Here is a 13,664-nt window from a genome sequence, read left to right on the forward strand (position 1 = left end):
GCCGATGGACTGGTTGCGCCACTGCTCCAGCACCCGGAGGCGGTTGAGCAGCGGTCGGCGTCGCCGGGGTCGCCGACCGCCACGAAGAACCCCGCGAGGCCCGCGAGGATCCAGGCGCAGCCACGGTACTGCCGGGCGCTCGGCCGGTGCGCCCCGAGCCGCCAGGCGACCAGGAGGGCGACGGGGAGCGCGAGCACCAGACAGGGCTGCACGAGGATGACCGGCCCGGTGGCGAGCGCGACGACCTGGAGCGCGACGCCGAGCACGTCGAGGGCGGCGCCGGTCAGCCACCGCCGGTCCCGGGCGAGGCGCAGCATGCCGCGCAGGCCGCCACCGTTGCCGGCGCTCACGGTGTGCTCGATGGCCGTCCCCGTGCCGAACGCGCAGGCCGCCCCGACCGCGAAGCACACCGACACCAGCAGCATGCGGCTCAGGGTGTCAGGTCGGGCGGCGTTCCCGCAGGTCGTCGCGTATCTGTTCGGAAACTTTACCAAAGGCATTGACAGTCGTAGCGGTTCCGTCAAGGCTTGATACAAGTCACGAACTTAGTGACCTCCTCCTCCCCGCCAGGAGCACCCCGCATGGTCCGTTCCCGACCCCTGAGCACGCTGCTCGCCGCCGCCTTGGTGATCCCCGCTCTGGTGGCGGCGCAGCCGGCGGCCGCCGCCGCCGCGACGACCGTCCAGGTCTACTGGAGCTCGGAGTCGCGCACCGCCGGCTACGAGCCGAAGAACGCCAACTGGTACAGCAACCCGGCCACCGGCCTGGCCGGCACGCCGTACCAGCTGTCCCGGCAGGCGGACCTGCCGATCGTCGCCGCCACTGGTAGCGCCACCATCACCGCCGACACGAACACGCGGTACCAGACCATCCTCGGCGTCGGCTCCTCCCTGGAGGAGTCCACCGTCTTCAACCTCTCGCGGATGAGCGCCGCGGCGCGCGACCGGGCGCTGCGCGCGCTCGTCGACCCGGTCAACGGCGCGGGCTTCAGCGTCGTGCGGATCACGTTCGGCACCAGCGACTTCACGTCGGGCGCCTTCTACACGTACGACGACGGCGCGGCCGACCCGTCGCTGTCGCGCTTCTCCATCCAGCGCGACATCGACCTCAACATCGTCGCCACCCTGCGCCAGGCCCTGGCCATCAACCCCGACCTGAAGGTCTTCGCCAGCGCGTGGTCGGCGCCGCCCTGGATGAAGACGAGCAACGCCATCATCGGCGGCAGCCTTGTCAGCTCCTCCATCCCGACGCTGGCGACCTACTATCGCCGGGCGATCCAGGCGTACAACGGCCAAGGCATTCCGATCCACGGCCTCACCCTGCAGAATGAGCCGCTGTTCTCGCCGCCCGACTATCCGGGCATGCTGGTGAGCGCCGACCAGGAGCGCCAGCTCGCCAAGGCGCTGCGCACCGAGCTCACGAACAACGGCCTGGGCGCCACGAAGATCTGGGCGTTCGACCACAACTTCAGCGAGGGCGCCAGCTACGCCGCCGGGGTGCTGACCGCCGACGCCCGCGCGTCGGTCGACGGCATCGCCTTCCACGACTACGCCGGCGAACCGACGGCCATGTCCCAGGTGCACGCCTCCTACCCGGACAAGGACGTGCTCATGACGGAGCGCTCCGTGTGGGGTACCGCCGGGGCCGACCGGATCGTGCAGTACTTCCGCAACTGGTCGACTCTCTACGAGGGCTGGGTGAGCATGCTCGACCAGAACCGCTCGCCCGAGCGGTGGACCGGCTCACCCGACCCGACCATGCTCGTGCAGAGCACGTCGAACCGCGACACGTTCTGGGCGCTGCCCGACTACAACATCGTCGCCCAGTTCTCGAAGTTCGTGCGGCCGGGCGCGCAGCGGGTGGCCACCGGCTACGGCTCGACGGGCACCGTCACCAACGTCGCGTTCCGCAACCCCGACGGCACCCTCGTCGCCGTCGTCGTCAACCAGACCGGGTCGAACCAGTCCTTCACCCTGCGGGTCGGTGCGCAGCAGGTGAGCAGCACGCTGCCGGCCCGGACCGTCGGCACGTACCTCTGGGCCGGCGCCGACAGCGGCACCACGACCGGCCGGACGGGCCAGATCACCGGCTACGGCGGCAAGTGCGTCGACGTCGCCGGCGCCTCGCCGGCCAACGGCACGAAGATCCAGCTGTACACCTGCAACGGCACCGACGCGCAGCGCTGGACGGTCTCCGCGGACGGCACGCTGCGGGCGCTGGGCAAGTGCCTCGACGTCGCCGGCGCCTCGTCGGCGAACGGGACGAAGGCCCAGCTCTACGACTGCAACGGCACGACGGCCCAGCAGTGGACCGCCGCCGCGGACGGTTCGCTGCGGGCCCTGGGCAAGTGCCTCGACGCGGCCGGCCCCAGCTCGGCCGACGGGACGCAGCTGCAGATCTGGACCTGCACGGGCGCGGCCAACCAGCGCTGGACGCTGCCGTAACGGCGTGGAGGGGCCCGCGCTCGCGGGCCCCTCGTGCGGTAGCGGGAGTGGACCCATGATCAAGGGAAGTATCTGGTCGTCATGGCAGCCAGATACTTCCCACGATCATGCGCGGGCGGGGGAGGAGGCCCTACTCGAAGCGCCGCGTCGGCGCGAACGCTCCCCGTGGTCAGGTGACTTCATCCCGGACCGCCGCCACCTCACCCCGGGTCACTTTGGCCGTCAGGCCATTCCCGCCCCGCCTTCCACTCAGGCCTCGTCCGCCGTTGCTGCCGGGTGGTCGTCTCCGCGCAGCCGGACCAACGGCGACTTCCCGCGCGTTGCAGGCTTACCCGCCAAGGACACTGACCTAGCTTCCTAGGACGCGGAACAGTGAGCGGCGCACACCACGCGTCACGCGACATGCGGAACGTGCGCAGCGGAGTGTGGAAACGGACAGCCACGTCGTCGACTCGGCAGTTCGTTGCCGCCGGCTCAGCGGCCCTCGCAATGCCGCCGGATCGGCGCAGTGTGAGGGCGCGGCGCGGCGTGCGACCGACCCTTTGCGGAGCGCGCCCGATGAGTCGGTCGACCGACCGAAACCCCGGCTCTGGTCGATAGTCGGTCGGTCGACCGGCCAAAGCTCGGGGGGCAGCGCTGTTCGGTCGGTCGACCGACCAGAAGGTTGCAGAGCCGTGCCCGCGGAGAGCGGCGAGGCGATGTGGGGTCGCGGTGCGGCGTGCGGCCGAGACCTGGGGCCGGCTCCGGTCGGTCGACCGACCGAAACCAACCCCGGTTGGTCGGTCGACTGACCGAAACCCCGGCTCTGGTCGGTAGTCGGTCGGTCGACCGAACCCCGCCGCGGTTGGTTGGTCGACCAACCGACCAACCAACCGAACGGAAGGTTTGCATCCGTGTCCGTTGCGCGCTGTGGGCGGGGTTGCGCTCGGTGGGGTCTCGTGGGCATCATGGACGGCATGATCACCTCTGATCGAAAGGGCGTGTTCGCCCTCGCGCGATGACCGCGCTCCTGCGGCGAAGCGCCGCGCCGGCTGTGCCGGGTTCTCGTTCCACCAATCGGGTTGTTGATCGCTGGCGGCAGGCCGTGCCCATCAGGCAGGGCTGGTTCGATGCCGGGGTCTGCGACCAGCCCGCCGACCGTGATGCCGCCGAGGCCGCCGTTGCGCGGATCTACCTGCGGCTCGGGCGGTCCCGTCCCGACTTCCACTGGGTCGACTCTCCCCGCCAGGCGTTGCCGCTGCTGGCCGGGCGGCCGGGGCACGCCGTGCTGCGGCGGTGGATCTCCCACCGGCCACCCGCGGGGGAGCCGCCGTTCGTCAGCGACGTCGCCGCCGGGCTGTCCCGGTTGCGGGGAGCGCTCGACACCGCGGCCGACCATCCCGACCTCAGCGCGCTGCCGCGCAGCAGCGGCAAGCGGGACAGGGAGAAGCGGCCCGAGCTGGCGACGCTGGAGCCGGAAGCGGCGCTCGACATCGGGTACCCGCTGAGGGAGGTCATCCGCCACGGGGTCCGGGAGGCGCTGACCACCGGCCTCGCGGCCGCGCTGGCCTGGCCGGTCCGCCGGGAGCTGGGCGTGCCGGACCAGGTGCCGGTGGGCTGGTACGGCCAGCAGGACGCCCCCTGGATCGCCTACTACGACACACTGAGAAGGCTGGGCCTGGCCGTGTACCGCCCGTCGGACGAGGCGGTGTTCGACGACTGGGTCCTGCTGGCCCGCTCCACCGGCTGGTGGTGGCCCGACGAGGCGAGATGCGTGCTCTCCGACCGTCCGGCGGAAGTGCAACACCACCAGCGCGAGGTGCGCGCGGTGACCTTCCGCGACGGCTGGTCGCCGCCGCTCAGGTAACCGACGACGGCTGGGCGCCGCGGAGGGCGAACCACGCGGCGCCCAGCGTCGACAACACCAGGGCGGCCGAGCTCAGGCCGAGGGACCAGTGCACGCCGACCGCGGCGCCGAGCAGGCCCACGGTGAAGCCGCTGCCGGCGCGCAGGCCGTTGGCGGAGACGCCGTACACGCCGATGACCCGGCCGCGGTCGGCCGGCGGGGCCAGCAGCTGCACCACGGTCTGGCCGATCGACATCGCGGCCAGGTTGGCCACGCCGCCCAGCAGGAGCAGGGCGACCGCGAACGGGTAGCTGGTGGTGACGGCGAACAGCAGGCTCGTCACGCCGTACACCAGGGTGCTCAGGACCGCCGTGAGCACGGTCGAGGGCAGGCGCGCCGTCGCCTCCAGCAGGATGCCGCCGAGCACGCCGCCCGCGCCGTTGGCGAACAGCAGGATGCCGTAGGCGGTGCCGGCGTCGCCGGCGCCGAGGTCGCCGGCGAAGATCGGCATCGTGGACTGCAGCGACGCGCCGACGAAGAACGCGCCGAGGCCGCCGAGCAGGATCATGCTGACCAGGGCCCGGTTGGCGCCGACCTCGCGCAGCACGCGCACCGAGTCGACGAGGCCGATGCGCGCGCGGGGGACGCCGTGGTCGCGGGTGTGGCCGGTGTACCTGGTGCGGAAGAGGAAGATCGTGAGCGGCAGGTAGAACAGGACGTTGGCGAAGATGCCGGCGGTCGGGCCCAGCCCGAGCAGCAGCGCCGAGCCGACGGCCGGGCCGAAGAGGACGCCGAGGCTGCGGAAGGTCGCGTTGAGGCGGACTGCCGAGGGCAGCTCGGCGTCGCCGACGAAGTCGTGCAGCATGAGCTGCTCGGCCGGGCCCCACAGGGAACCGGCCATGCCGTGGATGACCAGCAGGACACACGCGTGCCACACCTGCAGCGTGCCGGTGGCGAACAGGATGCCCCACCCCAGGGAGGCCGCCATGAACAGGGCCTGGGCGCACTGGATGACCCGGCGGCAGTCGTACCGGTCGGCGAGCGCGCCGAACGAGACGGAGAACAGCAGGAACGGTACCCAGTGGCTGATCACCTGGAATCCGGCGAGCGCGGGGGAGTGGAACCGTTCCCAGAGCACCCAGTACGTGATGACGTGCTCGATGTTGTCGGCCATCATCGCCAGCGCGGCGCCGAAGAGGTACGGCCGGCAGTCCGGGTTGCGCAGCGCGGCGAACCGGCGGGGCACGCTGGGGGCGGTCATGATCGCAGCCTGCTCCCCGTCGATGCGCCCGAAGCGCGCAGGCGGGGGCCGAGTGACCCAAGCCACCCGGGCGGGTGAGGCATGGCGGGGGCGGCGCGGGTAGCGGCCCGGGCGTGACCTCGCTGCGCCACCTGCTGCACGCCCCGGAGATCCTCGTCGCGCCCGGCGTCTACGACGGCACCGGCGCCAGGCTGGCGCAGGCGGCCGGCTTCCGCGCGCTGTACGTGAGCGGGTTCCAGACCGCGGCGAGCGCGCTCGGCCTGCCCGACGTCGGGTACGTCACGATGACCCAGATGCTGCGCCGGGTCGAGGCGATCTGCGACGTCGCCGGGGTGCCGGTGATCGCCGACGCCGACACCGGCTACGGCAACCCGCTGTCGGTGCGGCGCACGGTGCGGGCCTGGGAGCGAGCCGGGGCGGCCGCGCTGCACATCGAGGACCAGACCTCGCCGAAGCGGTGCGGGCACATGCTGGGCCGGGACGTGATCCCGGCCGCCGACATGGTGCAGAAGGTGCGCGCGGCCGTCGACGCCCGCCGGGACGACGATCTCGTGATCATCGCTCGTACCGATGCGCGCACCACCCGCGGCCTGAACGAGGCGATCGACCGGGCTGCGGCGTACCACGAGGCGGGCGCCGACCTGCTGTTCATCGAGTCGCCCGAGTCCCTCGACGAGATGCGCCGGATCGCCGAGGCGTTCCGCGGGGTGGTACCGGTGCTCAGCAACCAGATCGAGGGCGGCCGGACGCCGCTACCCGGCGTGGCGGCGCTGCAGGAGATGGGCTACTCCCTCGCGTTGTTCTCGCTGGGCACAGCCTTTGCGGCGGCGAAGGGCATGGAGGCCTACTTGCGGGCCCTCGCCGCGGGCAGCGCACCGCCCGCGATGACGGGGTTCGACGAGTTCAACGCGCTTGTCGGGCTCGAGGAGCACACGGCCCTCGATGCCCGCTACACCGGCTGAGATCGACGACTGCAACAAACCTGCAAACGCCACGCGTTGACGCGCCCGGTGCGGCGTGCCAACGTACTTCCCAGGAATGCGCTTTCCTCTAAGTTCCCGCTGTCCGTGAACGTCCGGAGGAATGCATGCACGTGCACCTCAAGCTCGGCCTCACCGTGTTGACGGTGGCCGGGCTGACTCTCGCCGCCGCCACGGCGATCGCCCAGGCGGCCGACACCCGCACCACCAGCGTCAGCGTCCCCGCGCAGGCCCGCCAGCCGCTCGCCGCCAACGACGGGTGGGGCGCCGCCGGCGCCGGCACCAGCGGCGGGTCCGCGGCCGACGACGCCCACGTCTTCGTCGTGCGCACCCGCGACGAGCTGGTCGCCGCCGTGGCCGGCAACACGCCGAAGATCGTCCTCATCGCCGGCAAGATCGATGCCAACGCGGGCAGGACCTGCGCCGACTACGCCGACCCGGCGTACAGCCTGGACGCCTACCTCGCCGCCTACGACCCGGCGGTGTGGGGCCGCGTCGCCCCGAGCGGGCCCCTCGAGGAGGCGCGGGTCCGCTCGACCCGCACCCAGGGCGACCAGATCAAGGTCAACGTCGGGTCGAACACGACGATCTACGGCCTCAAGGGCGCGCAGCTGCTCGCTGGCAACCTGCTGCTGACGAACGTCAGCAACGTCATCATCCGTAACGTGACGTTCCTCGATGCCGCCGACTGCTTCCCGGCGTGGACGCCGACCGATGGCGCCGAGGGCAACTGGAACTCGCTGTACGACAACGTGACCCTCAGCGGCGCGACCAACGTGTGGCTCGACCACAACACGTTCACCGACGGCGCCAACCAGGACGTCGACCAGCCGGTGTACTTCGGCCGCCCCTACCAGGTGCACGACGGCCTGGCGGACATCATCCGCGGCTCCGACTACGTCACCGTGTCGTACAACTACCTGTTCGAGCACGACAAGTCGATGCTCATCGGCTCGACGAACACGCCGGGCGTCGACGTCGGCAAGCTGCGGGTGACGATCCACCACAACCGCTTCGCCAACCTCGGCCAGCGGATCCCGCGGGTGCGCTTCGGCCAGGTCGACGTCTACAACAACTACTTCTACCTGACCGACGAGGACACGTTCTCCTACGCGTTCGGCGTCGGCGTGCAGTCGGCGATCTACGCCGAGAACAACTTCGTCCTGCGCAGCGCGGACATCCCGCTCGGCGCCCTGGTGTACAACTGGGGCGGCACGGTGATGACCGAGCGCGGCACGCTCGCCCGGGTCGGCACCGGTCCGGTCGTGGCGGTCAACCTGCTCGACGAGTTCAACGCGGCGAGCGACCCCGACATCGGCACGGACGCCGGCTGGACCCCGGCCCTGCGCACCGGGCTCGACCCGACCGCCGACGTGCCGAAGATCGTGACGGCGAACGCGGGCGCGCGCCTACCCGTCTGACCCTTCGAGGGCCAGGAGGCTCCGCGCGCAGTCCACGACCGTCTCCGCCGCCGGGCGGGGGTGCCAGCCCAGCAGCCGCTCCGCCTTCGCGGTGCTGTGCCGGTGCCGCCGCCCGAGCGAGACGGTGATCGCCCGCAGCTGCGGGTCGAACCGGGCGGCGAGCCGGACCGCGAGGTCCGGCAGCTGCCGCCGCGGCACCCTCGCCCCGGCCGGCCCGAGCCCGGCCCGCAGCGCGGCAGCCATTTCGCGCATCCAGGTGAACTCGCCGGTGCCGAGGAACCGCTCACCGGCCGCGGCCGGGGCGGTCATCGCCCGCACGTGCAGGTCGGCGAGGTCACGAACGTCGACGATCTCCAGCCCGATGCGCGGGGTGCCGGGCATCTTCCCGCCGAGCATCCGGGCGACGATCTGCACCGAGCCGAGGTTGCCGGGCGTCAGGACCGGCCCGAACACCGCCCCCGGCAGGATCGTGGTCAGCGTCGTCGGGCCCGGGTGGGCGGCCATGAAGTCCCACGCGGCCCGCTCGGCTACGGTCTTGGCGCGCCGGTACGGCGTGAGGGCCGGGTCGTCGGGGTCCGTCCACAGTGTCTCGTCGGTGACCCCGTCCTCCCGGTACGACGACGGGCTCGCCGCGTTGGCCGCCGAGGTCAGGACCACCCGGCGCACCCCGGCCGCGGTCGCGGCCCGCAGCACCCGCAGCGTGCCGTCGCGGGCCGGGCGCAGCAGCGCCTCCGCGTCCTCGGTGCCGTCCAGCCCGAGCGGCGAGGCCACGTGCAGGACGTAGTCGCAGCCGGCCACCGCCGCGTCCCAGCCCCCGTCGGCGGTGAGGTCGGCGACGTGGCCGGTCAGCCGCTCGCCCGGGTCCACCTCGGCGGCCACGGCGGCGCGCACCCGGTCGAGCTTCGCCGCGTCGCGGACCGTGGTGCGCACGGTGTACCCCTGGCGCAGCAGCTCGACCACGCACCACCCGGCCACGTAGCCGGTGCCGCCGGTCACCAGGACGGTCTCGCTCATGCGACCTCCGCTTCGCTCCGGCCGCACGAGCTCCGAGCTGAGCCCATGATGATCGGCCTCCTCCGCTTCGCTCCGGAACCGCTCATGCGTCCTCCGCTTCGCTCCGGCCGCACGAGCTCCAAACTGAGCCCATGATGAGCGGCCTCCTCCGCTTCGCTCCGGAACCGCTCATGCCCCCTGCTCCGTTCGCTATGCTGGCGGCTAAGTGGAGGATTCCTCCGCTCCACTCCACGATATGGAGGATTCCTCCAGTTGGCAAGCGAGGGGGCCGGCATGCGGGCTGACGCGCGCCGCAAGCGCGACGCGATCCTGGCCGCCGCGGTCGGGGTGTTCGCCGAGCGCGGCGTCGACATCGCGTTGGACGAGGTCGCACGGCGGGCGAACGTCGGCATCGCCACCCTGTACCGGCACTTCCCGACCCGCGAGGCACTCATCACCGGCGCGTACGTGCGGGAGATCGAGCTGCTCTGCGACGGCGTCGACGAGCTGCTCGCCGAGCTGCCGCCGGACGAGGCCCTGGCCGCCTGGATGCGCCGCTTCATCGGCTACGTCGCCGGCCGGCCGGGCATGGCCCTCGCGCTCAAGTCGATCGTGCTGAGCACCGACGCGGCGGCGATGCAGGCCAGTCACGACCGCATCTACGCCGCGCTCGGGGTGCTGCTCGACGCCGGGCGGCGGGCCGGCGTGCTCCGCGCCGACGCCGCGGCGGAGGACGTCGCCAACGCGCTGAGCGGGATCAGCCTCGCCAACAGTGCGCCCGGCACGCAGGAGCGGGCCGGCCGGGTGATCGGGCTGCTGGTGGACGGGCTGCGGTACCACCCGGAAGCTTGACGGTCCGCACCCGCTCGCCATCAGGGGCGTCGGCGTCGAGGCGCGCGGCCTGTCAACCGTCGCTGATCTGGCGCCGCACGACGTCGTCGAGCCAGCGGGCCAGCTTCGCGGGGCCCCAGCCGCGCTCCTCGACGAGCAGCGCGACCGTGTGCCACGTCACCAGCGACCAGACGGCGTCGGCGGCCCGGCCGAACGGCAGGCCCGGCCGCAGCTGGCCGGCGTCGGCGACCGCGCGCACGATGCGCTTGGCGTCGGCGCGGTGGCGGCGCTGGTGGGCGCGCCAAGCGTCGCGCAGCGCCGGCTCGGCGGCGGCGCCGTGCTCCAGGGTGCGGCACAGCGGGTAGTGCCGCAGCAGTTCGGTGCCGGGGTCGCCGCCCGGCCGCTCCGCCTCGTGCCGGTCCAGCGCCAGCACGAGCAGGCCGGCCTTGTCGGCGACCGCGTACACCGACTTGGCGGTCACGCCGGCCTCGGCCGCGATGGCCGCCATCGTGGTCGGCGCCCACCCGTGGTCGGCGAAGAGCCGCCCGGCAGCGGTGACGATCGCCTCCCGCGTGGCAGTGGCCTGCGCCTCACGACGCGGCGCACGGTATACACGTTCATGGATAGCTACAGTCATACTCACCTCATTTCACTCTGACTGTACCGAACGGGTCCGTGCTGGCCGACACGGGTGCCGTGTCCACAGTGGACGGCGTTGTCGATATTCTGCATTGGTGTACATCGATTGATAGGCCGCATTGAATCTGCCGGAAACCCTTTGTTTACCGGCTGTTTGCCGCTACGGTTGGCGCTGTCAACGTTGAAGGAGGTGATGGACATGGCGAAGAAGAAGAAGAAGGACAAGAAGAAGGGCAAGAAGAAGTAAGCGGCTACGGGTGCCAGACCCGTGTCGTTCCAGTGGTGTCGACGCAGGCCAGCCGCGTGCCATCGGTCACGCAGCGGGCCTGCTCGGCGTCGATCCGGCCGATCGTCCGCACGACGTCGGTCGCGGGGTCGAGGACCCCGATCCGGCCCTTGCGCCAGGCCACCCGCCGGTCGGGCGGCAGCAGCCGCCAGCCGTCGGGGTCGGTGCGGGTCCGCTGGGCCGCCGCCACCGCCTGCGGCGGGTCCAGCCTCCGGGTCCAGACCGGTCGGCCGGTGCCGACGAGGACCGCCTGCAGTGTGGTCACCAGGCGCAATGTGCCGCAGCCGGTGCTCGCGGTGGCCAGCAGTACCGCATCCGCATCCGCCGCACCGACGAGCACGCCCTCCGACGTCCAGGCCGGCTCGCCGGACGCCGGGTCGAGACGGTCCACCCGCGGCGGGTGCTGCGCGTCGCACGGCTGGTGCGTGGCGAACACCGCGTCGGCCGCCACGGACAGGCCCGGGTCGGGCCCGGCGAGCGGGCGCCGCCAGCGCTCGGCGCCCGCCCACGTGTAGGCGGTGACGTTCCAGGCGAGCGTGCCGGTGCCCCGGATCACGAAGAAGCCCTGGGTCGTGCCCACCAGCGCCATGGTGCCGCCGGGCAGCGTGACCACCGGCCGCAGCTGCGGTATCGGCTCGACCTGCTGGGTCGCCACGAGGACGAGGACGGCGGCCAGGGCCAGGCCGGCGCTACGCGTCGGTCGTTGCGGCCTCGCGTTCAGTGGTCCCGTGTTCAGTGGTCCCGTGTCCAGGTCGATGACCACGCGGCCACACTACCGCGCGCAGCGAGACCAGCGCCCAGACGCCTTCCAGCAGCAGGAACCCCCACTGCCGGCCGTGCAGCGCCTCGGCGGCGAGGATGACCGACCCGGCGAGGTTCAGCAGGTTGTACCACTGGCTGCGGGTCTGCAGGCGCCCGAGCTGCACGAGCACGAACGGCAGCAGGATGAGCAGCGACCCGGCGAGCTGTACCACGACGGCCTCCAACACGCCGTCTTTGCTCTGCCGGGTACGGTGCGCCTCGTCCGGGCCGGCAATTGTTGCCGGCTGGTTTCGATCCTCTCACAAGCGCCCTACTCGCTCCCTACTCGCGGATGGTCATCCTGCTCACCCTCCGGCCGTCCGCGGTCAGGCGGAACGTGAAGTGGCTGGGGCCGTTGAAGCCGGCGCCGCTGACGGTCGCCGTCACGACGTGCGCGCCGTCGTGCTCCGTGACGCCGGTCGGCTCGAGGCGGGCGTGCACGCCGATGTTCTCGCCGTCGTTCCAGCGGCCGATCGCCTCGTGGCCGTGGAACTCGCGGCCCCAGTCGTCGATGACGCCGTCGGCGCTGAACGCGGCGACGAATGCCGCGTCGTCCTCGGCGTTGGTGGCGTCGAACACGGCCCGGACGGCCTCGGGCATGGTGGTCATGCGACACCGCCGTTGACGAAGACCGTCTGGCCGTTGATCCAGCGGGCCGGGCCGGCGAGCGCGGACACCACCTCGGCGATGTCCCCGGGCATGCCCAGCCGCTCCATCGGGTTGGCCTTGCGGAACCGCTCGACCGTCTCCTCGTCCTTGCCGTCGAAGAACAGCTCGGTGGCCGTCGGCCCGGGCGCGACCGCGTTCGCGGTGACGTCGCGGCCGCGCAGCTCCTTGGCGAGGACCGCGGCGAGCGTCTCGGTGGCCGCCTTCCCGGCCGCGTACGGCGCGTACCCCGGGTACAGCAGCCGCGTCTGCGTCGTGGAGAAGCCGATGATCGCGCCGCCGGCCCGCACGCGCCGGGCCGCCTCGCGCGCCACGACGAACGCGCCGCGCACGTTCGTGCGGTGGATGCGGTCGAACGTGTCGAGGTCGAGGTCGGCGACGGGTGACAGGGCCATCCGTCCTGCCGCGTTCACGACCACGTCGACCCCGCCGTACAGCCGCTCGGCCTCGTCGAACAGGCCCGCGACGGCCCGCTCGTCGGCGATGTCGGCCTTGACCGCCGTCGCGCGCCTCCCGGTCGCGGTGATGGCCTCGACGGTGGCCTTGGCCTCGGCGTCGTTGCTGGCGTACGCGATGACGACGTCCTGCCCGTCGGCGGCCAGCCGCTCGGCGACGGCCCGCCCGATCCCGCGTGACCCGCCGGTGACGATGGCGACTCGACTCATGGCTCGCTCCCTAGCTATCGGTGCTAACGAGTTCATGTTAGCGCCGATATGTTATCGCCGCTAACGCGATCGTGTTATCGTTGTCACCATGGACGGTGCCCGCGAGCGGATCCTCGCCGCCGCCACGGCGCTACTCACCGAGGGCGGCCGCGAGGCGGTCTCGACGCGCGCCGTGAGCGCCGCCGCGGGCGTGCAGGCCCCGACGATCTACCGCCTGTTCGGTGACAAGCAGGGCCTACTGGACGCGGTGGCCAGCCACGGCTTCGCGACGTACCTGACCGGCAAGGCGGCCCTCAAACCCACCGACGACCCGGTCGCCGACCTGCGTGCGGGCTGGGATCTGCACGTGGGCTTCGGCCTGGCCAACCCGGCCCTCTACGCGCTGGTCTACGGCGAGCCCCGCCCGGGGGAGTCCCCGCCGGCGGCGCTGGCGGCCGCGGAGGTCCTGGCCGCCCAGATCCACCGCATCGCGTCGGCCGGCCGCCTGCGGCTCCCGGAGCCCCGGGCCGCGTTCCTGGTCCACTCGGCGGGCTGCGGCACGACCCTGACGTTGATCGCCGTGCCGGAGCCGGCGCGGGACATGACCGTGTCCCACCTGGCCCGCGAGGCCGTCATCGCCGCGGTCACGACGGACGCTCCGGCGACGCCGAACCCGGGCCCGGCGGGCGCCGCGGTCTCACTGCGGGCGGCACTGCCGCAGACGGCGGCGCTCACCCCGCACGAGCGGGGCCTGCTGGGCGAGTGGCTGGACCGCATCGCGTCGTCTCCGCGATGACGCTCCCGACCGACGTTCAGGCGTACCTGGAAGCGGTCGTGGCCCGCCTGCGCGACCTGCTCGGCCCCGGCCTGGTC

14 protein-coding genes and 1 riboswitch are annotated in these 13,664 nt (G+C 72.3%); of the genes, 6 read left to right on the plus strand and 8 right to left on the minus strand.

Annotation, left to right across the window (positions count from 1 at the left end; translation table 11 throughout):
• Window positions 1-425: DMT family transporter (locus tag ABZS66_RS24490; protein ID WP_354761339.1), on the minus strand; the 425-nt coding region annotated here is incomplete at its 3' end.
• 156 nt (window positions 426-581) lie between these two features.
• On the opposite strand from ABZS66_RS24490, the gene ABZS66_RS24495 reads away from it, so the two are divergent.
• Both ABZS66_RS24495 and ABZS66_RS24500 read left to right on the plus strand, forming a co-directional pair.
• Entirely contained in the window at window positions 582-2,444 is a 1,863-nt protein-coding gene (locus tag ABZS66_RS24495; protein ID WP_354761341.1) for a ricin-type beta-trefoil lectin domain protein, read from the plus strand.
• Between the two features lie 1,084 nt (window positions 2,445-3,528).
• The gene (locus tag ABZS66_RS24500; RefSeq protein ID WP_354761343.1) at window positions 3,529-4,290 is read left to right on the plus strand and encodes a DUF6745 domain-containing protein; all 762 of its coding nucleotides are present in this window, start codon (window positions 3,529-3,531) and stop codon (window positions 4,288-4,290) included.
• Here the strand turns inward: ABZS66_RS24500 and ABZS66_RS24505 are convergent.
• A complete protein-coding gene (locus ABZS66_RS24505; protein WP_354761345.1) occupies window positions 4,283-5,530 on the minus strand; it encodes an MFS transporter in 1,248 nt (415 codons plus the stop codon). The two genes, ABZS66_RS24500 and ABZS66_RS24505, sit on opposite strands and share 8 nt — an antisense overlap.
• A gap of 113 nt (window positions 5,531-5,643) precedes the next feature.
• Between ABZS66_RS24505 and ABZS66_RS24510 the strand changes: the two genes are divergently transcribed.
• Window positions 5,644-6,492: an isocitrate lyase/PEP mutase family protein gene (locus ABZS66_RS24510; protein WP_354761347.1), complete on the plus strand. Its 849-nt coding sequence runs from the start codon at window positions 5,644-5,646 to the stop codon at window positions 6,490-6,492.
• A 125-nt stretch (window positions 6,493-6,617) separates the two neighbouring features.
• A complete protein-coding gene (locus ABZS66_RS24515) occupies window positions 6,618-7,931 on the plus strand; it encodes a pectate lyase (RefSeq protein ID WP_354761349.1) in 1,314 nt (437 codons plus the stop codon).
• Here ABZS66_RS24515 and ABZS66_RS24520 read toward each other — a convergent pair.
• Window positions 7,920-8,945, minus strand: coding sequence for an NAD-dependent epimerase/dehydratase family protein (locus ABZS66_RS24520; protein WP_354761351.1), 1,026 nt, complete (start codon window positions 8,943-8,945; stop codon window positions 7,920-7,922). The two genes, ABZS66_RS24515 and ABZS66_RS24520, sit on opposite strands and share 12 nt — an antisense overlap.
• A 273-nt stretch (window positions 8,946-9,218) precedes the next feature.
• Here ABZS66_RS24520 and ABZS66_RS24525 point away from each other — a divergent pair, with 273 nt between their 5' ends.
• Window positions 9,219-9,776 (plus strand): TetR/AcrR family transcriptional regulator, encoded by a 558-nt coding sequence (locus ABZS66_RS24525; RefSeq protein ID WP_354761353.1) that lies wholly within the window; start codon window positions 9,219-9,221, stop codon window positions 9,774-9,776.
• 52 nt (window positions 9,777-9,828) lie between these two features.
• On the opposite strand, the gene ABZS66_RS24530 is transcribed toward ABZS66_RS24525, so the two are convergent.
• The 5 genes from ABZS66_RS24530 to ABZS66_RS24550 form a co-directional block, all read right to left on the minus strand.
• Window positions 9,829-10,392 carry a TetR family transcriptional regulator gene (locus ABZS66_RS24530; RefSeq protein ID WP_354761355.1) on the minus strand — a complete coding sequence of 188 codons (564 nt, stop codon included), beginning with the start codon at window positions 10,390-10,392 and terminating at the stop codon, window positions 9,829-9,831.
• Between the two features lie 253 nt (window positions 10,393-10,645).
• Window positions 10,646-11,443 carry a hypothetical protein gene (locus ABZS66_RS24535; protein ID WP_354761357.1) on the minus strand — a complete coding sequence of 266 codons (798 nt, stop codon included), beginning with the start codon at window positions 11,441-11,443 and terminating at the stop codon, window positions 10,646-10,648.
• Window positions 11,370-11,669, minus strand: a complete 300-nt coding sequence (locus ABZS66_RS24540) for a hypothetical protein (RefSeq protein ID WP_354761359.1) — start codon at window positions 11,667-11,669, stop codon at window positions 11,370-11,372. The genes ABZS66_RS24535 and ABZS66_RS24540 overlap by 74 nt, the downstream gene beginning before the upstream one ends.
• A riboswitch (guanidine-III (ykkC-III) riboswitch) is annotated at window positions 11,665-11,730 on the minus strand. It overlaps the preceding gene by 5 nt.
• Window positions 11,731-11,763: 33 nt before the next feature.
• Window positions 11,764-12,090, minus strand: coding sequence for a nuclear transport factor 2 family protein (locus ABZS66_RS24545; RefSeq protein WP_354761361.1), 327 nt, complete (start codon window positions 12,088-12,090; stop codon window positions 11,764-11,766).
• Window positions 12,087-12,812 (minus strand): SDR family oxidoreductase, encoded by a 726-nt coding sequence (locus ABZS66_RS24550; protein WP_354761363.1) that lies wholly within the window; start codon window positions 12,810-12,812, stop codon window positions 12,087-12,089. The genes ABZS66_RS24545 and ABZS66_RS24550 overlap by 4 nt, the downstream gene beginning before the upstream one ends.
• An 88-nt stretch (window positions 12,813-12,900) precedes the next feature.
• Between ABZS66_RS24550 and ABZS66_RS24555 the strand changes: the two genes are divergently transcribed.
• Window positions 12,901-13,587 (plus strand): TetR/AcrR family transcriptional regulator, encoded by a 687-nt coding sequence (locus ABZS66_RS24555; RefSeq protein ID WP_354761365.1) that lies wholly within the window; start codon window positions 12,901-12,903, stop codon window positions 13,585-13,587.
• Window positions 13,588-13,664 lie beyond the last annotated feature (77 nt).

The organism is Dactylosporangium sp. NPDC005572 (assembly GCF_040605515.1).
In the GTDB taxonomy this organism is placed as follows: Bacteria; Actinomycetota; Actinomycetes; order Mycobacteriales; family Micromonosporaceae; genus Dactylosporangium.

What these genes read in the sequence shown, in the direction of transcription:
- ABZS66_RS24495 (WP_354761341.1), top strand. Translation starts at nt 582, where the DNA reads ATGGTCCGTTCCCGACCCCTGAGCACGCTGCTCGCCGCCGCCTTGGTG.
- ABZS66_RS24545 (WP_354761361.1), bottom strand. Translation starts at nt 12,090, where the DNA reads ATGACCACCATGCCCGAGGCCGTCCGGGCCGTGTTCGACGCCACCAAC.
- ABZS66_RS24520 (WP_354761351.1), bottom strand. Translation starts at nt 8,945, where the DNA reads ATGAGCGAGACCGTCCTGGTGACCGGCGGCACCGGCTACGTGGCCGGG.
- ABZS66_RS24555 (WP_354761365.1), top strand. Translation starts at nt 12,901, where the DNA reads ATGGACGGTGCCCGCGAGCGGATCCTCGCCGCCGCCACGGCGCTACTC.
- ABZS66_RS24515 (WP_354761349.1), top strand. Translation starts at nt 6,618, where the DNA reads ATGCACGTGCACCTCAAGCTCGGCCTCACCGTGTTGACGGTGGCCGGG.
- ABZS66_RS24525 (WP_354761353.1), top strand. Translation starts at nt 9,219, where the DNA reads ATGCGGGCTGACGCGCGCCGCAAGCGCGACGCGATCCTGGCCGCCGCG.
- ABZS66_RS24505 (WP_354761345.1), bottom strand. Translation starts at nt 5,530, where the DNA reads ATGACCGCCCCCAGCGTGCCCCGCCGGTTCGCCGCGCTGCGCAACCCG.
- ABZS66_RS24550 (WP_354761363.1), bottom strand. Translation starts at nt 12,812, where the DNA reads ATGAGTCGAGTCGCCATCGTCACCGGCGGGTCACGCGGGATCGGGCGG.
- ABZS66_RS24530 (WP_354761355.1), bottom strand. Translation starts at nt 10,392, where the DNA reads ATGACTGTAGCTATCCATGAACGTGTATACCGTGCGCCGCGTCGTGAG.